Annotated in this window: 17 protein-coding genes; 10 read left to right on the top strand and 7 right to left on the bottom strand. The window is 37.1% G+C overall.

Annotation, left to right across the window (positions count from 1 at the left end):
• Positions 1–158: 158 nt before the first annotated feature.
• Positions 159–566, bottom strand: a complete 408-nt coding sequence (locus tag ACYT6F_RS14175; protein ID WP_472598297.1) for an RNA recognition motif domain-containing protein — start codon at positions 564–566, stop codon at positions 159–161.
• A 383-nt stretch (positions 567–949) separates the two neighbouring features.
• Here ACYT6F_RS14175 and ACYT6F_RS14170 point away from each other — a divergent pair, with 383 nt between their 5' ends.
• The 9 genes from ACYT6F_RS14170 to pdeM all read left to right on the top strand — a co-directional run bounded on the left by ACYT6F_RS14170 (position 950) and on the right by pdeM (position 11183).
• Complete coding sequence (locus ACYT6F_RS14170; RefSeq protein ID WP_472598296.1) at positions 950–1351, top strand: acyl-CoA thioesterase; 402 nt, start codon at positions 950–952, stop codon at positions 1349–1351.
• Positions 1348–1908: a helix-turn-helix domain-containing protein gene (locus ACYT6F_RS14165; protein ID WP_472598295.1), complete on the top strand. Its 561-nt coding sequence runs from the start codon at positions 1348–1350 to the stop codon at positions 1906–1908. The genes ACYT6F_RS14170 and ACYT6F_RS14165 overlap by 4 nt, the downstream gene beginning before the upstream one ends.
• Before the next feature lie 204 nt (positions 1909–2112).
• Positions 2113–4956: a heavy metal translocating P-type ATPase gene (locus ACYT6F_RS14160; RefSeq protein ID WP_472598294.1), complete on the top strand. Its 2844-nt coding sequence runs from the start codon at positions 2113–2115 to the stop codon at positions 4954–4956.
• A gap of 62 nt (positions 4957–5018) precedes the next feature.
• Positions 5019–5768 carry a DUF72 domain-containing protein gene (locus tag ACYT6F_RS14155; RefSeq protein ID WP_472598293.1) on the top strand — a complete coding sequence of 250 codons (750 nt, stop codon included), beginning with the start codon at positions 5019–5021 and terminating at the stop codon, positions 5766–5768.
• Between the two features lie 114 nt (positions 5769–5882).
• Entirely contained in the window at positions 5883–6746 is an 864-nt protein-coding gene (locus tag ACYT6F_RS14150) for a polysaccharide deacetylase family protein (RefSeq protein WP_472598292.1), read from the top strand.
• A 246-nt stretch (positions 6747–6992) separates the two neighbouring features.
• Entirely contained in the window at positions 6993–7652 is a 660-nt protein-coding gene (locus ACYT6F_RS14145) for a YggS family pyridoxal phosphate-dependent enzyme (protein WP_472598291.1), read from the top strand.
• Positions 7653–7707: 55 nt separating this feature from the next.
• The gene (locus tag ACYT6F_RS14140; RefSeq protein ID WP_472598290.1) at positions 7708–8892 is read left to right on the top strand and encodes a sigma-54-dependent transcriptional regulator; all 1185 of its coding nucleotides are present in this window, start codon (positions 7708–7710) and stop codon (positions 8890–8892) included.
• Positions 8893–8983: 91 nt separating this feature from the next.
• A complete protein-coding gene (locus ACYT6F_RS14135) occupies positions 8984–10369 on the top strand; it encodes an MATE family efflux transporter (RefSeq protein ID WP_472598289.1) in 1386 nt (461 codons plus the stop codon).
• Positions 10370–10538: 169 nt separating this feature from the next.
• The gene (gene pdeM, locus ACYT6F_RS14130) at positions 10539–11183 is read left to right on the top strand and encodes a ligase-associated DNA damage response endonuclease PdeM (protein ID WP_472598288.1); all 645 of its coding nucleotides are present in this window, start codon (positions 10539–10541) and stop codon (positions 11181–11183) included.
• 2 nt (positions 11184–11185) lie between these two features.
• Here the strand turns inward: pdeM and ACYT6F_RS14125 are convergent, their stop codons facing one another.
• From ACYT6F_RS14125 to ACYT6F_RS14110, 4 genes are read right to left on the bottom strand one after another with little or no spacing between them, the layout of a single operon-like run.
• A complete protein-coding gene (locus ACYT6F_RS14125) occupies positions 11186–11707 on the bottom strand; it encodes a GNAT family N-acetyltransferase (RefSeq protein ID WP_472598287.1) in 522 nt (173 codons plus the stop codon).
• A 1-nt stretch (position 11708) separates the two neighbouring features.
• On the bottom strand, positions 11709–12293 hold the full coding sequence (locus ACYT6F_RS14120) for a 5'-methylthioadenosine/S-adenosylhomocysteine nucleosidase family protein (protein WP_472598286.1): 585 nt from the start codon (positions 12291–12293) through the stop codon (positions 11709–11711).
• Positions 12294–12320: 27 nt separating this feature from the next.
• Entirely contained in the window at positions 12321–13019 is a 699-nt protein-coding gene (locus ACYT6F_RS14115) for a DsbA family oxidoreductase (protein ID WP_472598285.1), read from the bottom strand.
• A 20-nt stretch (positions 13020–13039) separates the two neighbouring features.
• A complete protein-coding gene (locus tag ACYT6F_RS14110; protein ID WP_472598284.1) occupies positions 13040–14227 on the bottom strand; it encodes an MFS transporter in 1188 nt (395 codons plus the stop codon).
• A gap of 143 nt (positions 14228–14370) precedes the next feature.
• Between ACYT6F_RS14110 and ACYT6F_RS14105 the strand changes: the two genes are divergently transcribed.
• Entirely contained in the window at positions 14371–15102 is a 732-nt protein-coding gene (locus ACYT6F_RS14105) for an MBL fold metallo-hydrolase (protein ID WP_472598282.1), read from the top strand.
• A gap of 15 nt (positions 15103–15117) precedes the next feature.
• Here the strand turns inward: ACYT6F_RS14105 and ACYT6F_RS14100 are convergent, their stop codons facing one another.
• Positions 15118–15459 (bottom strand): helix-turn-helix transcriptional regulator, encoded by a 342-nt coding sequence (locus ACYT6F_RS14100; RefSeq protein ID WP_472598281.1) that lies wholly within the window; start codon positions 15457–15459, stop codon positions 15118–15120.
• A gap of 731 nt (positions 15460–16190) precedes the next feature.
• A complete protein-coding gene (locus tag ACYT6F_RS14095) occupies positions 16191–16724 on the bottom strand; it encodes a DUF1697 domain-containing protein (protein ID WP_472598280.1) in 534 nt (177 codons plus the stop codon).
• Between the last annotated feature and the right edge of the window lie 33 nt (positions 16725–16757).

The raw sequence follows: 16757 nt of genomic DNA, 5'->3' as shown, positions 1-16757 counted from the left end.
ATTAATTTAATTTTGTTATGTTAACTTACAAACTTTCTGTGAGTTAACCAAATAAAATATATAAAATATGAGAAAAACACATTATGCTTACATAATTAATAAAATAATATAGATATTATAACATAAAAAAAGCGGCTCTTTAGGAGCCGCTTATATTTTTACCAACGTTTTCCGCCGCCGTTACCGCCACGGTCTCCACCGCCGTAACCTCCACCGCTTCTGTTGTTACCTCCGTAACCTCCACTTCTGTTACCACCTCCGTAACTTCCGCCGCCGCCTCTGTTTCCACCGCCTGCGTTGTTACTGAAAGTTCTTCTTGGCTTTTCCTCTCTTGGTTTAGCCTCTGAAACATTAAGTGTTTTTCCGTTGAATTCTTTCTGATTAAGAGCCTCAACAGCCTGCTGACCTTCAGCGTCTTCCATTTCGATGAAACCGAAACCTCTTGAACGCCCAGTTTCTTTGTCTGTAATGATTTTTACTGAAGAAACTTCTCCAAATTCTGAAAATAGATCTTGCAACTCGTAGTCTTTAGTTGCGTAATTGATGTTTGAAACAAAAATGTTCATCTGAGTAAAAAATTAAAAATGTTAAAAATGATTTGGTTTATAAAAGAAAAACAACATAAAGAATGAACAAATATTGATTCCAGATATAAGACAGGTGCAATATACAACTTATAATTTCATATCAAAAGCTTTTTTAAAAATATTTTAATAAAATTTTCAACCAAAACATAGCTTTGTTAAAAAGTATTAATTCATCATGAATTTTTTATGAATATTTAGTAAAAAAATAAATATTGGTAAATTATATATTATGCTCAGCACAGATATATGCATTTTTGCCATGATCATTGAGAAAATAAATAATTTTCTTTCAGACAGTAAATCTCTATTCCTTGGACCGAGCTATATTTTAACACTAAATTTGCACCGGAAATATTACAACAATGAATTATCATACAAGAAAGTGGGTAAAACCCGAAGATCTGAATCCCAACCAGTCTTTATTCGGCGGCAGGCTGTTGCAGTGGATAGATGAAGAGGCAGCTCTATATGCAGTTATTCAGCTTGAAAATAAAAAAGTAGTTACAAAATTCATCTCAGAAATCAATTTTGTAAGCTCTGCAAAACAGGGAGATATTATCGAAATCGGGATAGAAGTTTCGGCTTTCGGGTCTACGTCCCTAACCTTAAGATGTGATGTAAGGAATAAAATGACACACCAGACCATTATTACGGTCGACAAAATTGTTATGGTAAACCTCGATGAAAGCGGTAATCCTGCACCTCACGGAAAAACAAAAGTGGAGTTTGTAAAAGACAGACTCAGCAAACAGGAACCCGAATGAAAATCTATATAAAAAATATGGTGTGCGAAAGATGCATCACTGCGGTTTCAGGCATTTTTAATGAAATCAATATCGACGTTAAAAATATCAGTCTCGGTGAAGCAGAAACAGCATCTGAGGTTTCGGATGAGAAACTTCTTCTGCTGGAGAAACGCCTGGAAGAAATAGGGTTCGAAACAATTAAGGACTCGTCCCGACAGCTCGTTGAAAAAATCAAAAACCTCATCATTAAAAAAATCAGCGAACTGGATATTGATGAAGATTTTCTTCTGTCGGAATTTTTAAGCAGCATGCTCAACAAAGATTACAGCGCACTTTCCAGAACGTTTTCCCAAAACGAAAACATTACCCTTGAACAGTTTTTTATCCTTCAAAAAATCGAAAAAGTAAAAGAGCTTCTTCTGTACAACGAATTTACGTTAACAGAAATCGCTGGGAAACTTGGCTATAAAAGTGTTCAGCATTTATCTTCACAGTTTAGAAGCAGTACCGGTTTTACGACTACAGAATTTAAAAAACTAAAAATTCATAACCGAAAACCACTGGATCAGGTTTAAACGAGTCTGAAGCGTTTTAGTGTATGAGTGTTTTAGTGTATTTTACTTTATGGAAATATGAAAAATTTAATCAAAAGCTTATGACAACTCCTACTCTATAACCCTACAACTCTGCAACATTAACAAAATTATATAAACATTATCCTTAAATTTATAACAAGCTTCGGAATACATTTTGGAAATTTGTTCTATAAATAATGGATTATGCAACATCAATATACAATTTTCGGGATGACCTGCTCCGGCTGTCAGAAGAAAATTTCTGAAAAGCTAAACAGCCTTGAAGGAATAACAGCCGAAATACATCTCGAAAATAACACGGCGATCATCACTTCAGACAAGGAAATAGATCTGGATTTTTTAAATGAAGCACTTAAAGAAGCCGGTAATTACAGACTTGAAAATCCGGGTCAAGCAGAGCAGGCTTTTATAAAACCTCAGGATCGTGTCTCCCCTTCATCAGTGTACTACTGCCCTATGGAATGTGAAGGCGAAAAAGTGTACTTTCAGCAGGGAAAGAGATGTCCGGTGTGCAATATGTACCTCGTTCCTATTGAAGAAAAGCTTGCAAAAGATCCAAATTATAAACCTGTATATTCTTCTTCGCATCTTCCTGAAAATTTCAACGATAATATCGGGAAATATTATTGTCCCATGTTTTGTGAAGGCGATAAGATTTATCCTGAAAAGGGAGACTGCCCGGTTTGCAACATGCACCTGGAAGAGATTACAGAAGAACTTGTTAAAAACTCTGCGCAACATACCCATCATCATTCTCATCAGCAAAATCACCATCACCATGAACCACCTAAGGTAACCGATGCAATGGCTGGTAAATATTACTGTCCGATGTTTTGTGAGGGCGATAAAGTCTATGACTCCAACGTCGGCTGTCCGGTCTGTGGAATGGATCTGGTGAAATATCCCGAAAAAAAGGCGGCACAGTATACCTGCCCGATGCATCCGGAAATTATCCGCAACGAACCGGGAGACTGCCCGATCTGCGGAATGGACCTCGTTAAAATACCTGACAAAGAAGATGATAATGAAGATGAAACCTATAAGATCCTGAAAAGAAAATTTATTATTTCATTACTTTTTACCGTGCCCGTTTTTATTCTTTCTATGGGAGGAATGCTGATCGATTTTCCGTTTTCTCATCAGATCCAGGGAGTCATCGAGCTGGCATTAACGCTTCCTGTTATTTTTTATTCCGGATGGTTTCTGATCAAGAGAGGCTGGGTTTCATTTAAAACCTGGAATTTAAATATGTTCAGTCTTATTGCACTGGGCGTGGCAGCAGCATTTATTTTTAGTATAATAGCATTGGTTTTTCCTGGGATTATTCCTCACGAAATTCGTGGAGCGCATCACGAAACGCCTCTTTATTTTGAAGCGGTGTGTGTGATTTTAACGCTTGTTATTTTAGGACAGTTGATGGAAGCGGCAGCCCACAAAAAAACAGGAAATGCTATCCGGGAATTAATGAATCTTTCTCCCGACGAAGCCAATATTATCGTTAACGGAGAAGAAAAAAGAATCCTGCTTTCAAAGGTTAAAATTGGTGATCTTCTGAAAGTAAAACCCGGTGAAAAAATACCCGTTGACGGAAAAATCACAGAAGGAAATTCTAATGTTGATGAGAGTATGATTACAGGCGAACCGGTACCTGTTGAAAAAAAGGTAAACGATAAAGTATCTTCCGGAACCATCAACGGAAATCAGGTTTTTATTATGAAAGCCGAAAAAGTAGGTGATGATACCCTGCTTTCACACATCATCAGAATGGTGAATGAAGCGAGCAGAAGCAAAGCTCCTATCCAGAAACTTACCGATAAAGTTTCAAAAATATTTGTTCCTGCCGTTATCCTGGCAGCTGTTATCACCTTTGTTCTTTGGCAGGTTTTCGGTCCGGAAGACAAAAGAACTCTATTTGCTTTTGTGAATGCTGTAGCTGTTTTAATAGTTGCCTGTCCGTGTGCTTTAGGGCTCGCCACGCCGATGTCTCTTATGGTAGGAATCGGTAAAGGTGCCAAAAACGGAATTTTAATAAAAAATGCGGAAGCACTTGAACAAATGAATAAGGTAAATGTTTTAATTACCGATAAAACAGGAACTTTAACCGAAGGGAAACCGTCAGCAGAATATATAGAAACATGGGATAATGATAAAACTTCCATTTTAAAACTAGCGTATTCTTTAAACCAAAATTCGGAGCACCCTTTATCTACAGCAGTTATTAAAAGGGCAAAAGAAGAAAACATTAAACCAGAAAAGGTCGACGGATTTGAAAATATTTCAGGTAAAGGTGTAAAAGGAAATATTAATGGAAACACAGTATATGTAGGAAACGAGAGCCTTCTTGCTGCACATGATATTTCACTTCCTGAAAACCTCAGACAAAAAGCGATCGAGGTACAATCGAAAGCGCATACCGTTTCTTATGTCGCAGAAAACAAAAATGTTTTAGGCTTCATCAGTTTTACTGATAAAATTAAGGAAAATGCTAAAAATGCCATTCAGCAGCTGATCAAAGAAGGAGTTGATGTAATTATGATGACAGGAGATAACGAACATACTGCAAAAGCTGTTGCAGACGAACTGGGAATCACAAATTTTAAAGCCAACTGCCATCCTGAAGACAAACTCAATGAAGTAAAAAGATTACAGCAGCAGGGAAAAATTGTTGCTATGACCGGCGACGGAATCAACGACTCTCCTGCCCTCGCCCAGGCCAATATCGGAATTGCAATGGGAACAGGAACCGACGTTGCCATGGAAAGCGCCGAAATTACTTTACTGAAAGGCGATATCTCAGGCGTAGCAAAATCAAAGCTTCTAAGCGAGAAACTGTTGAAAAATATTAAAGAAAACCTCTTTTTCGCCTTTATTTATAATGTATTGGGAGTTCCGGTTGCGGCAGGATTATTGTATCCGTTTTTTGGAATTCTGTTATCACCGATGATTGCAGCGGCAGCAATGAGTGTAAGCTCACTGTCTGTTATTTTAAATTCATTGCGGTTAAATTCGGTTGATTTGAATAAATAATTTAATCTCCCGCATATTCACAAATTGCCAGATACTGGGAAAATTTAAATTAAAAATCACCTATGGAAAATATGAAAAAAGAAAATCTATACATCGGCTGCTCAGGTTTCTACAATAATGACTGGAAAGGATCGCTGTACCCGGAAGATGCCAAAAGCAAAGACTTTCTTACCTTATATTCTCAGGAATTCAACTGTGTGGAAATCAACTCTACTTTTTACAGGAAGCCGACCGTAAAAACACTTATTAAATGGACCGATGAAACACCTGATAACTTCAGGTTCTTTATTAAAATTCCAAAAACTATTTCTCATGAAAAAAGAATGAAGGACTGCAAAGAAGAAATCATTGCTTTTTGTGAACATATTGCATCTCATCTAAAAGAAAAATTATCAGGTTTCCTGTATCAGTTTCCGCCGTCATTCAAAAACACTCCGGAAAATCTGGAGTTCATCTTAGCTAATATTGACTTCAGCTATGTAAGCGTTATTGAGTTCCGCCATGATTCCTGGTGGGATGAAGACGTTTTTAATATACTTAAAGAAAATAATATTGTCGTTTCAGGTGTTAGCTTTCCCGGAAATCTGCCGGAAGATGTCATCATTAATCATCCTGCTATTCTCTATTACAGGCTTCATGGTAAACCTGTGCTCTACAAATCTGAATATAGTGAGGAATTTCTGAAAGATTTAGCACAAAAAATTAAAAACGCTCAACATCAGACTTTTATATTTTTCAATAATACCTGGGGAACTTCAGCTGTCAAAAACGGATTATATTTAAAAAGTATTCTGGAAAAAAATGCTTCATAAATAATTTATTAAAATAAAATTAAAAAGCAAATAAGCCTATAAAGAGGCATAATTTTTGTTAACAATTATTTGGATTTTTTAACAACTTTTAACAACTCAATTCCATTTAATTTTATGACAAAAACTTTTGCGGAAAAGTCTCTAAACAGGGCTTTTCTTGGGATGTTTGCATTGATGAGTGCAACTTCAATTCTGTGTAACAGCTGTAATCAGAAAAAAGATAAGAAAGAATCAGGAAAAATGATTCATAAAGACCATCCCGTCGCAAAAGCTGTCCCCAAAATCGATGAAACTCTTCCGTCCGATAAAAGAGTGATCTATCTTACATTCGATGACGGTCCCAACCACGGAACGGAGAATCTTCTTAAAATTTTACATAAAAGAAATGTCTGTGCTACCGCTTTTCTCGTTGGAAAGCATGCGTACGGCAGTAAAAAACAACAGCAGGATCTTCAGCTTCTGAGAAAAGATAAGCTGATCGAACTTGCCAACCACAGTTTTACCCATGCTCACAACAAATACACCGATTTTTATAAAAATTCTGTGGAAGTGGTTCATGATTTTGATACGGCCAAAGACAGCCTGAAACTCTACGATAAAATTGCAAGAACGCCCGGAAGAAATATCTGGAGGCTCAACAATATTACCGCTACCGATCTGAAAAGTTCAAGCGATGCGGCAAACAGCCTGAAAAAAGCAGGCTACAAAGTAATCGGATGGGATCTTGAATGGAAACCAACCAATAAAATGGTATTAAAAGGAACCCATGAAGCCATGCTCAAAAAAGTAGACAGTATCTTTTTTAACGATCTTGAAAAAACTTCTAGACACCTGGTTTTTCTTACTCATGACCAATATTTAACCGATGCCGATTCTATCAACGAGCTGGATCTTTTTATTGAGAAGCTTCAGAAAAGCAACCGTTTCGTTTTCAGAAAAATCTCGGAATATCCGGGAATTAATGAAATCCTGAACTGAAATATTTCTTTAAACTTTATTTGAACTTTATTTACCACAAAAGACCCCAAAGATTAAAAATATATTTAAAGTTGTTTATTAGTAAGATTGATAATAAGATCTCATAAGTTTTTGAAATCTTTAATTTTATTTTTTGTGATCTTTGTTTATCTAAAATAATTTCAAACTAATCTTTTGTGTCTTTTGCGGCTAAATTAAATTGACAGATCTGATTACATTTTAATTTAAAATTCAGAAATTTGCAGTATGAGTACTCAGGAAAATTACGACGCTATAAAAAAACAGCTTCCTTCGGATATACAGTTGGTGGCCGTATCAAAAACCCACCCCGTCTCCGCTATACAGGAAGTTTATGATCTGGGACAGAGAGTTTTCGGAGAAAATAAAGTACAGGAACTTACCGAAAAATACCCTCTTCTTCCGAAAGATATCCAATGGCATCTGATTGGGCATCTGCAAACCAATAAAGTAAAATACATCGCTGAATTTATTGATACTATCCAGAGTGTGGACTCGGAAAAGCTGATCCTGGAAATCAATAAGGAAGCAGGAAAGCATAACCGCACCATCAAAGTGATGCTCCAGGTAAAAATTGCTGAAGAAGAAACCAAATTCGGACTGGAAACAGAAGAAGCAAAAATTCTGTACCAAAAATACCTCAGCGGAGAGTTCCCAAATATTCTCATTACCGGTTTAATGGGAATGGCTACTTTTACAGACGATGAAAGTCAGGTAAAAAAGGAATTTTTAAATCTTAAAAGACTTTTTGACGAATTAAATCAACTTCACCCTTTGGAAACATTATCAATGGGAATGAGTGACGACTTCCCCATCGCCATTGAATGCGGAGCCACTTCAATACGTGTAGGATCGGCAATTTTCGGAAGAAGAGATTATTCAAAATAGATGATTAGGTATAGTTTTTGCTAATAATTCAATCAAAAAATCTAAATTTGCAACTATGCAAAAAATCCTTATTGTAGAAGACGAAAAAGCAATCTCAGGAGTACTCCAAAGTATTCTTTCCGATGAACTTACTGACTATGAATTCGTAATCGCCGAAGACGGCCTTGAAGGCTATAAACAGGTAGAAAAAGAAGATTTCGCATTGGTGATTTCAGATATTAAAATGCCTAAACTTTCAGGAACAGAACTTTTGAAACAGAGTTTATCCTTAAAACCGGAATCCACTTTCATCATGATCTCAGGACACGCGGACATCGATTCTGCCGTTTCCTGCCTTAAAGACGGCGCATACGATTTCATTTCCAAACCTATCGATATCAACAGACTGATTACCAGCGTAAAAAATGCTTTAGCTAAAGAAAGCCTGAAGAAAGAAAATAAAAATCTTCAGACCGAAAACAAAACGCTCAAGAGAAAGGTAAGCAAAAAGTACCAGATGATCGGTGAATCAGCAGGTTTAAAGAAGATTCAGGATATGATTGAGAAAGTAGCCGCATCTGATGCAAGGGTTTTGATCACAGGACCGAACGGAGCCGGAAAAGAGCTTGTAGCCCACGCAATCCACAATCAGAGTGACAGAGCAAGAGGTCCAATGATTGAGGTAAACTGTGCTGCAATTCCATCTGAATTAATTGAATCTGAATTATTCGGACACGTAAAAGGGTCTTTTACCGGAGCGATCAAGGATAAGCAGGGAAAATTTGAGCAGGCCAACGGCGGAACTATTTTCCTGGATGAGATCGGTGACATGAGTCTGATAGCACAGGCAAAAGTATTGAGAGCTTTACAGGAAAGCAAAGTATCTCCTGTAGGAAGCGATAAAGAAATAAAGGTTGATGTAAGAGTACTTGCCGCTACCAACAAAAATATGCAGAAGGAAATTGAAGCCGGAAGATTCCGTGAAGACCTTTACCACAGACTTTCTGTGATCGAGATCTACGTACCACCATTGGACGAAAGAAAGGAAGACATCAGATCACTTGTTGAGCATTTTGCAGGAATAATCTCTGACGAGCACGGAACTGCTCCGAAGAAATTTGAAGATAAAGCTATTGATGCCTTAAAAGCACTTTCATGGACAGGAAATATCAGAGAGCTGAGAAACGTTGTGGAAAGGCTGATCATTTTAGGAGGAAACACTGTTTCAGCCGATGACGTTGCAAGTTTTGTAAGGAAATAATGTAAGTATTACTTCAGATAAATTATAAAATTGCAGTATCTCTTGTTACTGCAATTTTTTTTGATTAAAACTATATGACCCAACAATTATTATGAACTTTTTACATAAAAACTATACTAAAGAATGCCTTACACTGGCCCTTCCGGTAATGCTGACGCAGGTCGGCCAGGTGTCGGTCAACCTCTTTGACAATATTATCGTAGGGAAACTGCTGGGAGCCGATGCACTTGCTTCTGTTTCATTAGGAAACGCGGTGTTTTTCTCTATGTTTGTGCTGGCGTTGGGATTTTCTTTCGCGATTCCGCCGCTTGTTTCTGAAGCTCATTCGAAGCATGACCATAAAACCATTAACTCGGTTTTCAGCCATGGCTTTGTCATCAATATGACAGTCGGAATTATTTTAATGGGAGTTCTGCTTTTAGCAATGCCGCTGCTTTACCATTCGGGGCAGCCGGAAAAAATTATTCCGGATACGGTAGATTTCCTTACCATTATGGCCATCAGCATTGTTCCGTTTATGGCATTTCAGACGTTGAGAGAAGTTTCGGAAGGATTATCATATACGATTGGTGTTACAAAGGCTACGATTATTGCGAATGTCATTAATATTGTTTTAAATTATGTTTTCATTAAAGGTTTGTTCGGGCTTCCGCCGATGGGAGTAAAAGGTTCCGCTTTGGCAAGTCTGATCGCCAGAATATTTATGGTCGTTTTCCTCTATTTCGTACTTTTAAAGCAGGATAAAACACGACGGTATATCAAAGATTTTTCTTTAAAAATTGAAGTTTTTTCAAAAAAAATGTTTGATAAAATGGTACGATTAGGCTTACCTACAGCATTGCAGATGTTTTTTGAAGTAACAGCTTTTGCCGGGGCTGCCTTTATCTGCGGACTGATTTCGGCACATGATATCGCTTCCCATCAGATTGCTTTGAGCATGGCATCATTTACTTTTAATCTGTGCATTGGCTTCAGCGTTGCATCTACCGTGATGATCGGGAGAAAACTGGGCGAACAGAATTTTACGGAGTTAAGAAAAGTTGGAATCAACAATCTCAAAATAGCTTTTATCTTTATGGCCATCTGCGGAATTGTTTTTATTTTGGGAAGAAACATTCTCCCGACTTTTTTTACTAAAAAAGAAGAAGTCGAAGTCATTGCCTTAGCTGCTAAATTGATGATCATTGCTGCTTTATTTCAGCTTTCGGACGGAATTCAGGTGACGGCTCTGGGAACACTCAGAGGCATGCAGGATGTTAAGATTCCTTCCATCTATACCTTTATTGCTTACTGGATCATTACGATTCCTTTAGGATATTTTCTATGTGTGACTTTAGAAATGGGAGCTTTCGGAATGTGGATCGCATTGGGTCTCGGACTTACAATTTCTGCTTTATTTCTGGTAAAAAGATTTCTCAATCTGTCTGCAAAAAGAATTAAGAATAATAAGGATAGTGAATTAAAAAGCAATATGTAATTAATAAAAATTTTTATTTAACCACAAAAGAGACAAAAGTTATCTTATATTTTTGATTAAACTTCAAAAGAATAACAAACAGCTGTCTTTAATCTTTAATAATAAGCTTTAAATTATAGATTAAAACTTTTCTCTCTTTTGCGTTTAAATTAGAAGTATTTTCTGAATAATGAACGTACAAACAAAAAAAATAACGATCCGTCAGGAAACATTTACCCTTACCAATCAAAGAGCTTTATTCTGGGAAGAGCAGAAAGCCCTTATCCTTTCGGATCTGCACATCGGAAAAACCGCCCATTTCCGGAAGAACGGAATTGCTTTAGCCAATCAGATTATGAAAAATGATCTGGAGCGGCTTTCGATCCTCATTGAATATTTTAAACCTGAAAAATTTATTGTTGTCGGAGATCTTCTCCATGCGGGCGACAACTCAGACGTTGATGAGTTCTGCAGCTGGAGAAACCAGTACAGTGATCTTCAGTTTCATCTTATTGAAGGCAATCATGACAGGATCACCAAAAAACTGGAGTCTAAACTGTGTCTGAATTTTAAATCTGACCTGCTGGAAATTGAAGATTTTATGCTCATTCATGATTTCGAAAAAAAACATTCTAAGTTTCAGATTACCGGACACATTCATCCGGGATTTGTTATTAATTCCGCCGTTAAAAAGATAAAGCTTCCCTGTTTTGTGGTCACTGAAAATCAGCTTCTTTTGCCTGCATTCAGTGAGTTCACCGGGCTTGATACCAAAAATCTCCCCAAAAAAGGAAGATTTTATGTATTTACTGATGCCGAAATTTATGAGATTTAATCTTATTCCAGCACTTTTTTCATCATCAGATCGGTCTGTTCATCATTTCCTAAACGGAAGATGTGCTTGTCAAACTCTACAAAACCGTTTTTAGTATAAAAGCTTACCGCTTTTTTATTTTCTTCCCAGACACCGAGCCAGATGTATTTTTTATTTTGCTGTCGGGCAATTTCCAGAGCTTTATCAAACAAAAGCTGCCCTACTTTCTTACCTTGATGGGAACTTTTCACATATATTCTTTCGATTTCAAGAGAAGTTTCGTCCTGAAGTTCGGTCTGGGATCTCCCGGAATTTACTTTCAGATATCCTACCGGACTTCCTTCCTCCCAGGCAATAAAAAACCAGGAATCCGCGGTACCGAGCTCCTTTAACAATTTTTCTGAAGCAAAACTTTCGGACAGATATTTCTGCATTTCTTCCTCTGAGTTATGCTTTGAAAACGTTTCGTAAAATGTTTCCCTTCCAAGCTGCTGCAAGGTTTCAAGATCTTTCTCAGAAGCTTTTTTCAGAACTATTGATGTCATATTATTGTAAAAATAAAATTTTATTAAATGCTTCTGAAGCAAGATGCACCTGTACCGTCCAGTCATCGGCAGCGTCGCTTCCTGCATCATCAGAAATGTATTTAAGGCAGAGGAACGGAATGTTTTCTTTCATGGCGATCAATGCTAACGGATAAGCTTCCATATCAACGACATTGTAATCGGCTTCAGAATGATTCATTTCAAAACTGTCTCCACTGCCGCAAATTCCTTCAGGAAGGCCATTTCTTTTTAATCCATATTCGAGAACAGGCGGAATGCCGGACAAAGGTGTTTCATATAAACTAAACCCAAGCCCTCTCACATCCATATCCCGCTGGATAAATTTTGTACAGCAAACCACTTCCCCTTTGTGGAAACTCTTGCTTCCTGCAGACCCGAGATTGACTATTAATTTCGGTCTTTTCCGATAGATTTCTTTAGTGAGTTCCATTGCCGCATTTACCTTTCCGATGCCGGTGATGAGTTTATTTTTATCATTAAAAACCTTTCCTGCTTCAGAATCAAGAGCAAAAACAAAGAGCGTTTCATCTAAAGGAAACTGATGGTTTTCATTTACTGTAATCATAAAAAAACTGAATATTAAATTTAAAGATTATATGCTGCATCCATCGGCATCACAGGAATTGTCGCCGCCCGGAATCTTTTTCAGCGGAGTAACCGTTTCGTCATAGGTCTGTTGAAGAGCATTGGCAAAAAATTCGGCTGGCTGCGCTCCGGAAACTGAATACTTTCCATTAAGAATAAAGAAAGGCACTCCTGAGATCCCGTGACTTCCTGCTTCAGAAAAATCGTTTTTTACCTCATCATTAAATTCTTCTGATGCTAAAACCTGGCGTGCCTCATCCGTATTTATTCCCAGAGATCCGGCAATTGCCACGAGTGTATCAATATCTCCGACGTTTTTTCCTTCGATGAAATGCGCTATAAAAAGCGCTTCTTCCATCTCATTGGCTTTTTTATACTTCTTTGCTAAATGTAATAGTTTATGCGCGGAAAATGTATTGGTAATTAAAGCTTTATCAAAATTAAATTCAATTCCTGACTTTATTCCCATCTGCGACACCTGTCCTATCATCTGCTTTGCCTGAGCCTCCGGAAACCCTTTTTTCTCCCTGAAATATTCTAAGGTTGTTTTTGTTTGATCAGGATCGAGGGTCGGGTCAAGCTGGAAACTTTTCCATTCTACTTCGATTTCATCTTTAAAAGGAAGATCTTCAAGTGCTTTCTCAAAGTTATTTTTCCCGATATAGCAAAACGGACACATTACATCCGACCAGATTTCTACTTTCATCGTATTTATTTTAAATTGAATTATACTTTTTCTTTTATTTTTCTGCTAAAAAGGAGATGCGCCGTTAAAGCCAGAACACCCATTGCTGTTCCTACAAAGCAGACACCACTCCACTGGTAATACTGCCACGCAACGGAAGCCAGCCACGTTCCAAGAGAACCACCGATGAAATAAGACACCATATACACTGTATTCAGTCTGTTTACAGCGCTGGATTTTATAAGAAAGAAATCCGTCTGATTCATAATATGGGCAGACTGAACGCCGAGGTCCACCAAAACAACTCCCGCTATCAGTCCCCAATAAGTTTCACCTGCAAAGTAAGTGAATGCCCAACTGATTAATACTACTGATAAGGCATAAATCACGATTCTGTTCAGATCAAATATTTTTTGCAGATTCCCTACCCTTGCCGCAGCTAATGCTCCCGCCGCCCCGGCCAGGCCAAAACTTCCCACTACCGAAGAACCGGCATTAAACGGTGGTTTTTCCATATGGAAAGCCAGCGTCGTAAATAAGGCGCACATAGAACCGAAAGCCATCGCTCCACGGAATGAAGCCAGCTGCAAAACAGGCTGGGTTGCTGCAAGATGAAAAACCGATTTCATTAAATCGCCATATGTTCCTTTAAAGTTCGGATGAATGTCAGGAAGCATTTTATAGACGGCAATCCAAACGAAGATCATTATTCCGGACGCGATTCCGAACATGGTTCTCCAGCCCCATATTTCTCCTACGATACCTCCTACGAAACGAGACAAAAGTATTCCCAGCAACAGACCGGACATCACTAATCCTATATTTGATGATTTTTCTTTATCACCCGAAAGTTCTGCTGCGATGGGTACAAACAGCTGCGGAATTACCGACGTTACTCCGATAAGCAGACTGGCGGCATACAGCATCCACAATTCTTTGGCAAATGCCATCCACAATAGCGAAGCGAATACAAGCAGAAGATCAATAAGAATAAGCTTTTTACGGAACAACTTGTCTCCCAGCGGAACAATCAGCAGAAGGCCAGCCGCGTATCCTAGTTGTGTAAGAACTGAAATTTTTCCTGCTGCAGCTTCGGAAACCTGTAAGTCTTCTGAAATTAATGAAAGTAAAGGCTGATTGTAATAAATATTTGCTACAACAAGTCCTGAGATAACGGTCATCAGCCATATTACAGCACGTGAAATACCACCGGTAGAATTCAACTGCATAGATTTTGTTTAAGAATTGCGGAATTGCTGTACAAAAATACTTATTTTACCATAAACAGAAATGAAGATTTTATCGGTTTTAGCGATGATTTTAATTGATAGAAAAGGTTTTCCGGATCAGAATTTATGAAGAAATTTGCACTATGAAAATTATACCGCTAAAAGAAGGAAACTTTTCAACGAACAGGACCAAAGATTTTACACTCTTAACAGATGAAAATGCAGCTACGGCAAAAGGAATAAAAATGTCTGTAACGCCTTTCCTTATTATCACGGAACATGATGTGATTCTCCTGGATGCCGGCATCGGATGGAAAAATGAAGCAGGACAAACCGTTATCTTCGAAATTCTGAAAAGTGAACATATTAATGCTGAAGACGTGACGAAGATACTGCTTTCCCATCTTCACAAAGATCATATAGAAACGACTGTAACACGCACAGAAAACGGCTTTAAGGCTACCTTTCCCAATGCAGAAATTTTTATCCAGAAGCGGGAACTCGATTATGCCATGAACAATCGGGAAAGCCATTCTTTTGATTTTGACACGCTGGAAAAGCTGGTCAGCCTGGACCATATTGTATGGATGGACGAAGACAGCGGATTTATTACGAAAGAAATCTATTTTGAAGTTGCCGGCGGCCATACTCCTTTCATGCAGGTTTTTTGGATAAAAGATGGTGAAGAAACCGTGTTCTACGGAGCAGATGACCTGCCACAGGCATCCTACTTACAATATAATCTGGCTTATAAAAGTGATTTTGACGGAAGAAAAGCGATGGAATTAAGACAGAAATGGCAAAAAGAAGCAATTGAAAACCACTGGAAAATTCTTTTATACCATGACCTTGATAAAGCTGTTCTGCAGTTTTAAAAAAGAAAAAATGGTTTAAAGTTCATTAAACCATTTATAGATATCAACCGTTGATGCAATATTCAACTTTTTTCTCAGCCTGTTTTTCCTGTTCTGGATGGCTTTAGGAGTAACAAATGTATAGGTTGCAATTTCCTTTGTTGTTAAGTTGAGCTTTAGATAGATACAAAAAATAAGCTCAGAATTTTTTAAATTGGGCTGAATAGCAGACAATTTTTTAAAAAAGTCCGGATCCACTAATCTGAATTTACTCAACAGACGCGGAGAATTCTCTTTCGCTAATGCCAAAATTTCATCCTGCACAAAAATTTTTTGGTTTAAATCTTCTAAATTGAATTCAGTTTTTTCGTTTTTCATAATATTTTCTCATCTCTACTAATTCCTGGTGCTTAGTAAGCTTCAGCATTAACACTCTTCGCATACACTTCATTCAGATTCTATTTCTGCTTTTTGAAGTTTTTATATTTATGCTTGATATTTTATCATTTTGAAAATTGGCCTGCCTTAGTAGTAATTACGTTTTTCTTGCTTTTTGCATTTAATATTAAAATATTTTCGCAAAAACTGCGATTATATTTTTAGGTAAAGACAAAGAAAGAAAAAATGATTAAAATTTTCCTGAATTAAAATACCACATACATACCACGCCAATTCCTTTAATGCTGCCTTTATCCTTTACATCAGGTCGTTTAAAATATTTCAATAATCTGAGAACAAAACTAAAGTTTTCTGAAATTGTTTTTTATGATTGTAATCAATAGGTATAAAAAATGTGAGTTATATTTGAGAATTAGCAGATAAAGTGTTAATTTATAAGATGAAACAGTATCGATTTATCGTATTATTATACTGTTTTCCCCATAGTATAATTTTACACGGGCTAACCAACGGATTCTGGTATGAAACAGTTATTTTTTATTAAAAATTTATATGATATATGAATTGTACAATTGATACACTTTGCCTAAAATCCCCGAAATTCACTCATAGAATCAGAAAGACGGAATTTATAAATCAATGAATAATCATCTATAATTTTGAATTTTTGATAATGATTATTAAGTTCTCAATATGCTTAGATACTTTAATTAATTTTTACCGAGTATTTTAAGAATCTTCTCGAATGTATTGATATTTCTGCTTGTAAACTGGTCCTTCAGGCTTTTCTTTCCCAGGATTTTACCAAAGGTGGAATCAAGCGTATTTCCTTTAGGCACCTGCCAGTAAAAAATATTGTTGATTATTTTTGCTTCTTCGCGCTCGGTTTTCGAAGCCGCTTCAAATTCATTCATTAGAATATTCTCAATGCCTTCATTTCCTATAAAGGTGTAGCAATGTAGTTTCTCGTCTTTCGTAAAAGGATTCCCGTTCCAGAAGTTTTCTATCTCCTGCTGAGATTTGATGAATAAAAATGCATCATATAAAAAGTGATCGGACATTGCTTTTTCGAGAATAGCTTTTAATTGTTCCGGACTTTTCTCAGAGGTAAAAAGTATATTTCCCGAAGCCAATACCGAAGCAACATCCCGTACTCCCGTCTCTTTGAATACCTGGCAGACTTCAGCCATTTTCATGTTGGTTCCTTTTACATTAACACCTCGTAAGAATGCACAGTATTTCATTTTTTGAATTTGATAGTTATATTATTTGAGATT

The organism is Chryseobacterium sp. NG-CE01, assembly GCF_055695505.1.
Note: the sequence above shows the minus strand (reverse complement) of the source record. Positions and strands in the feature narration are given on the sequence as shown.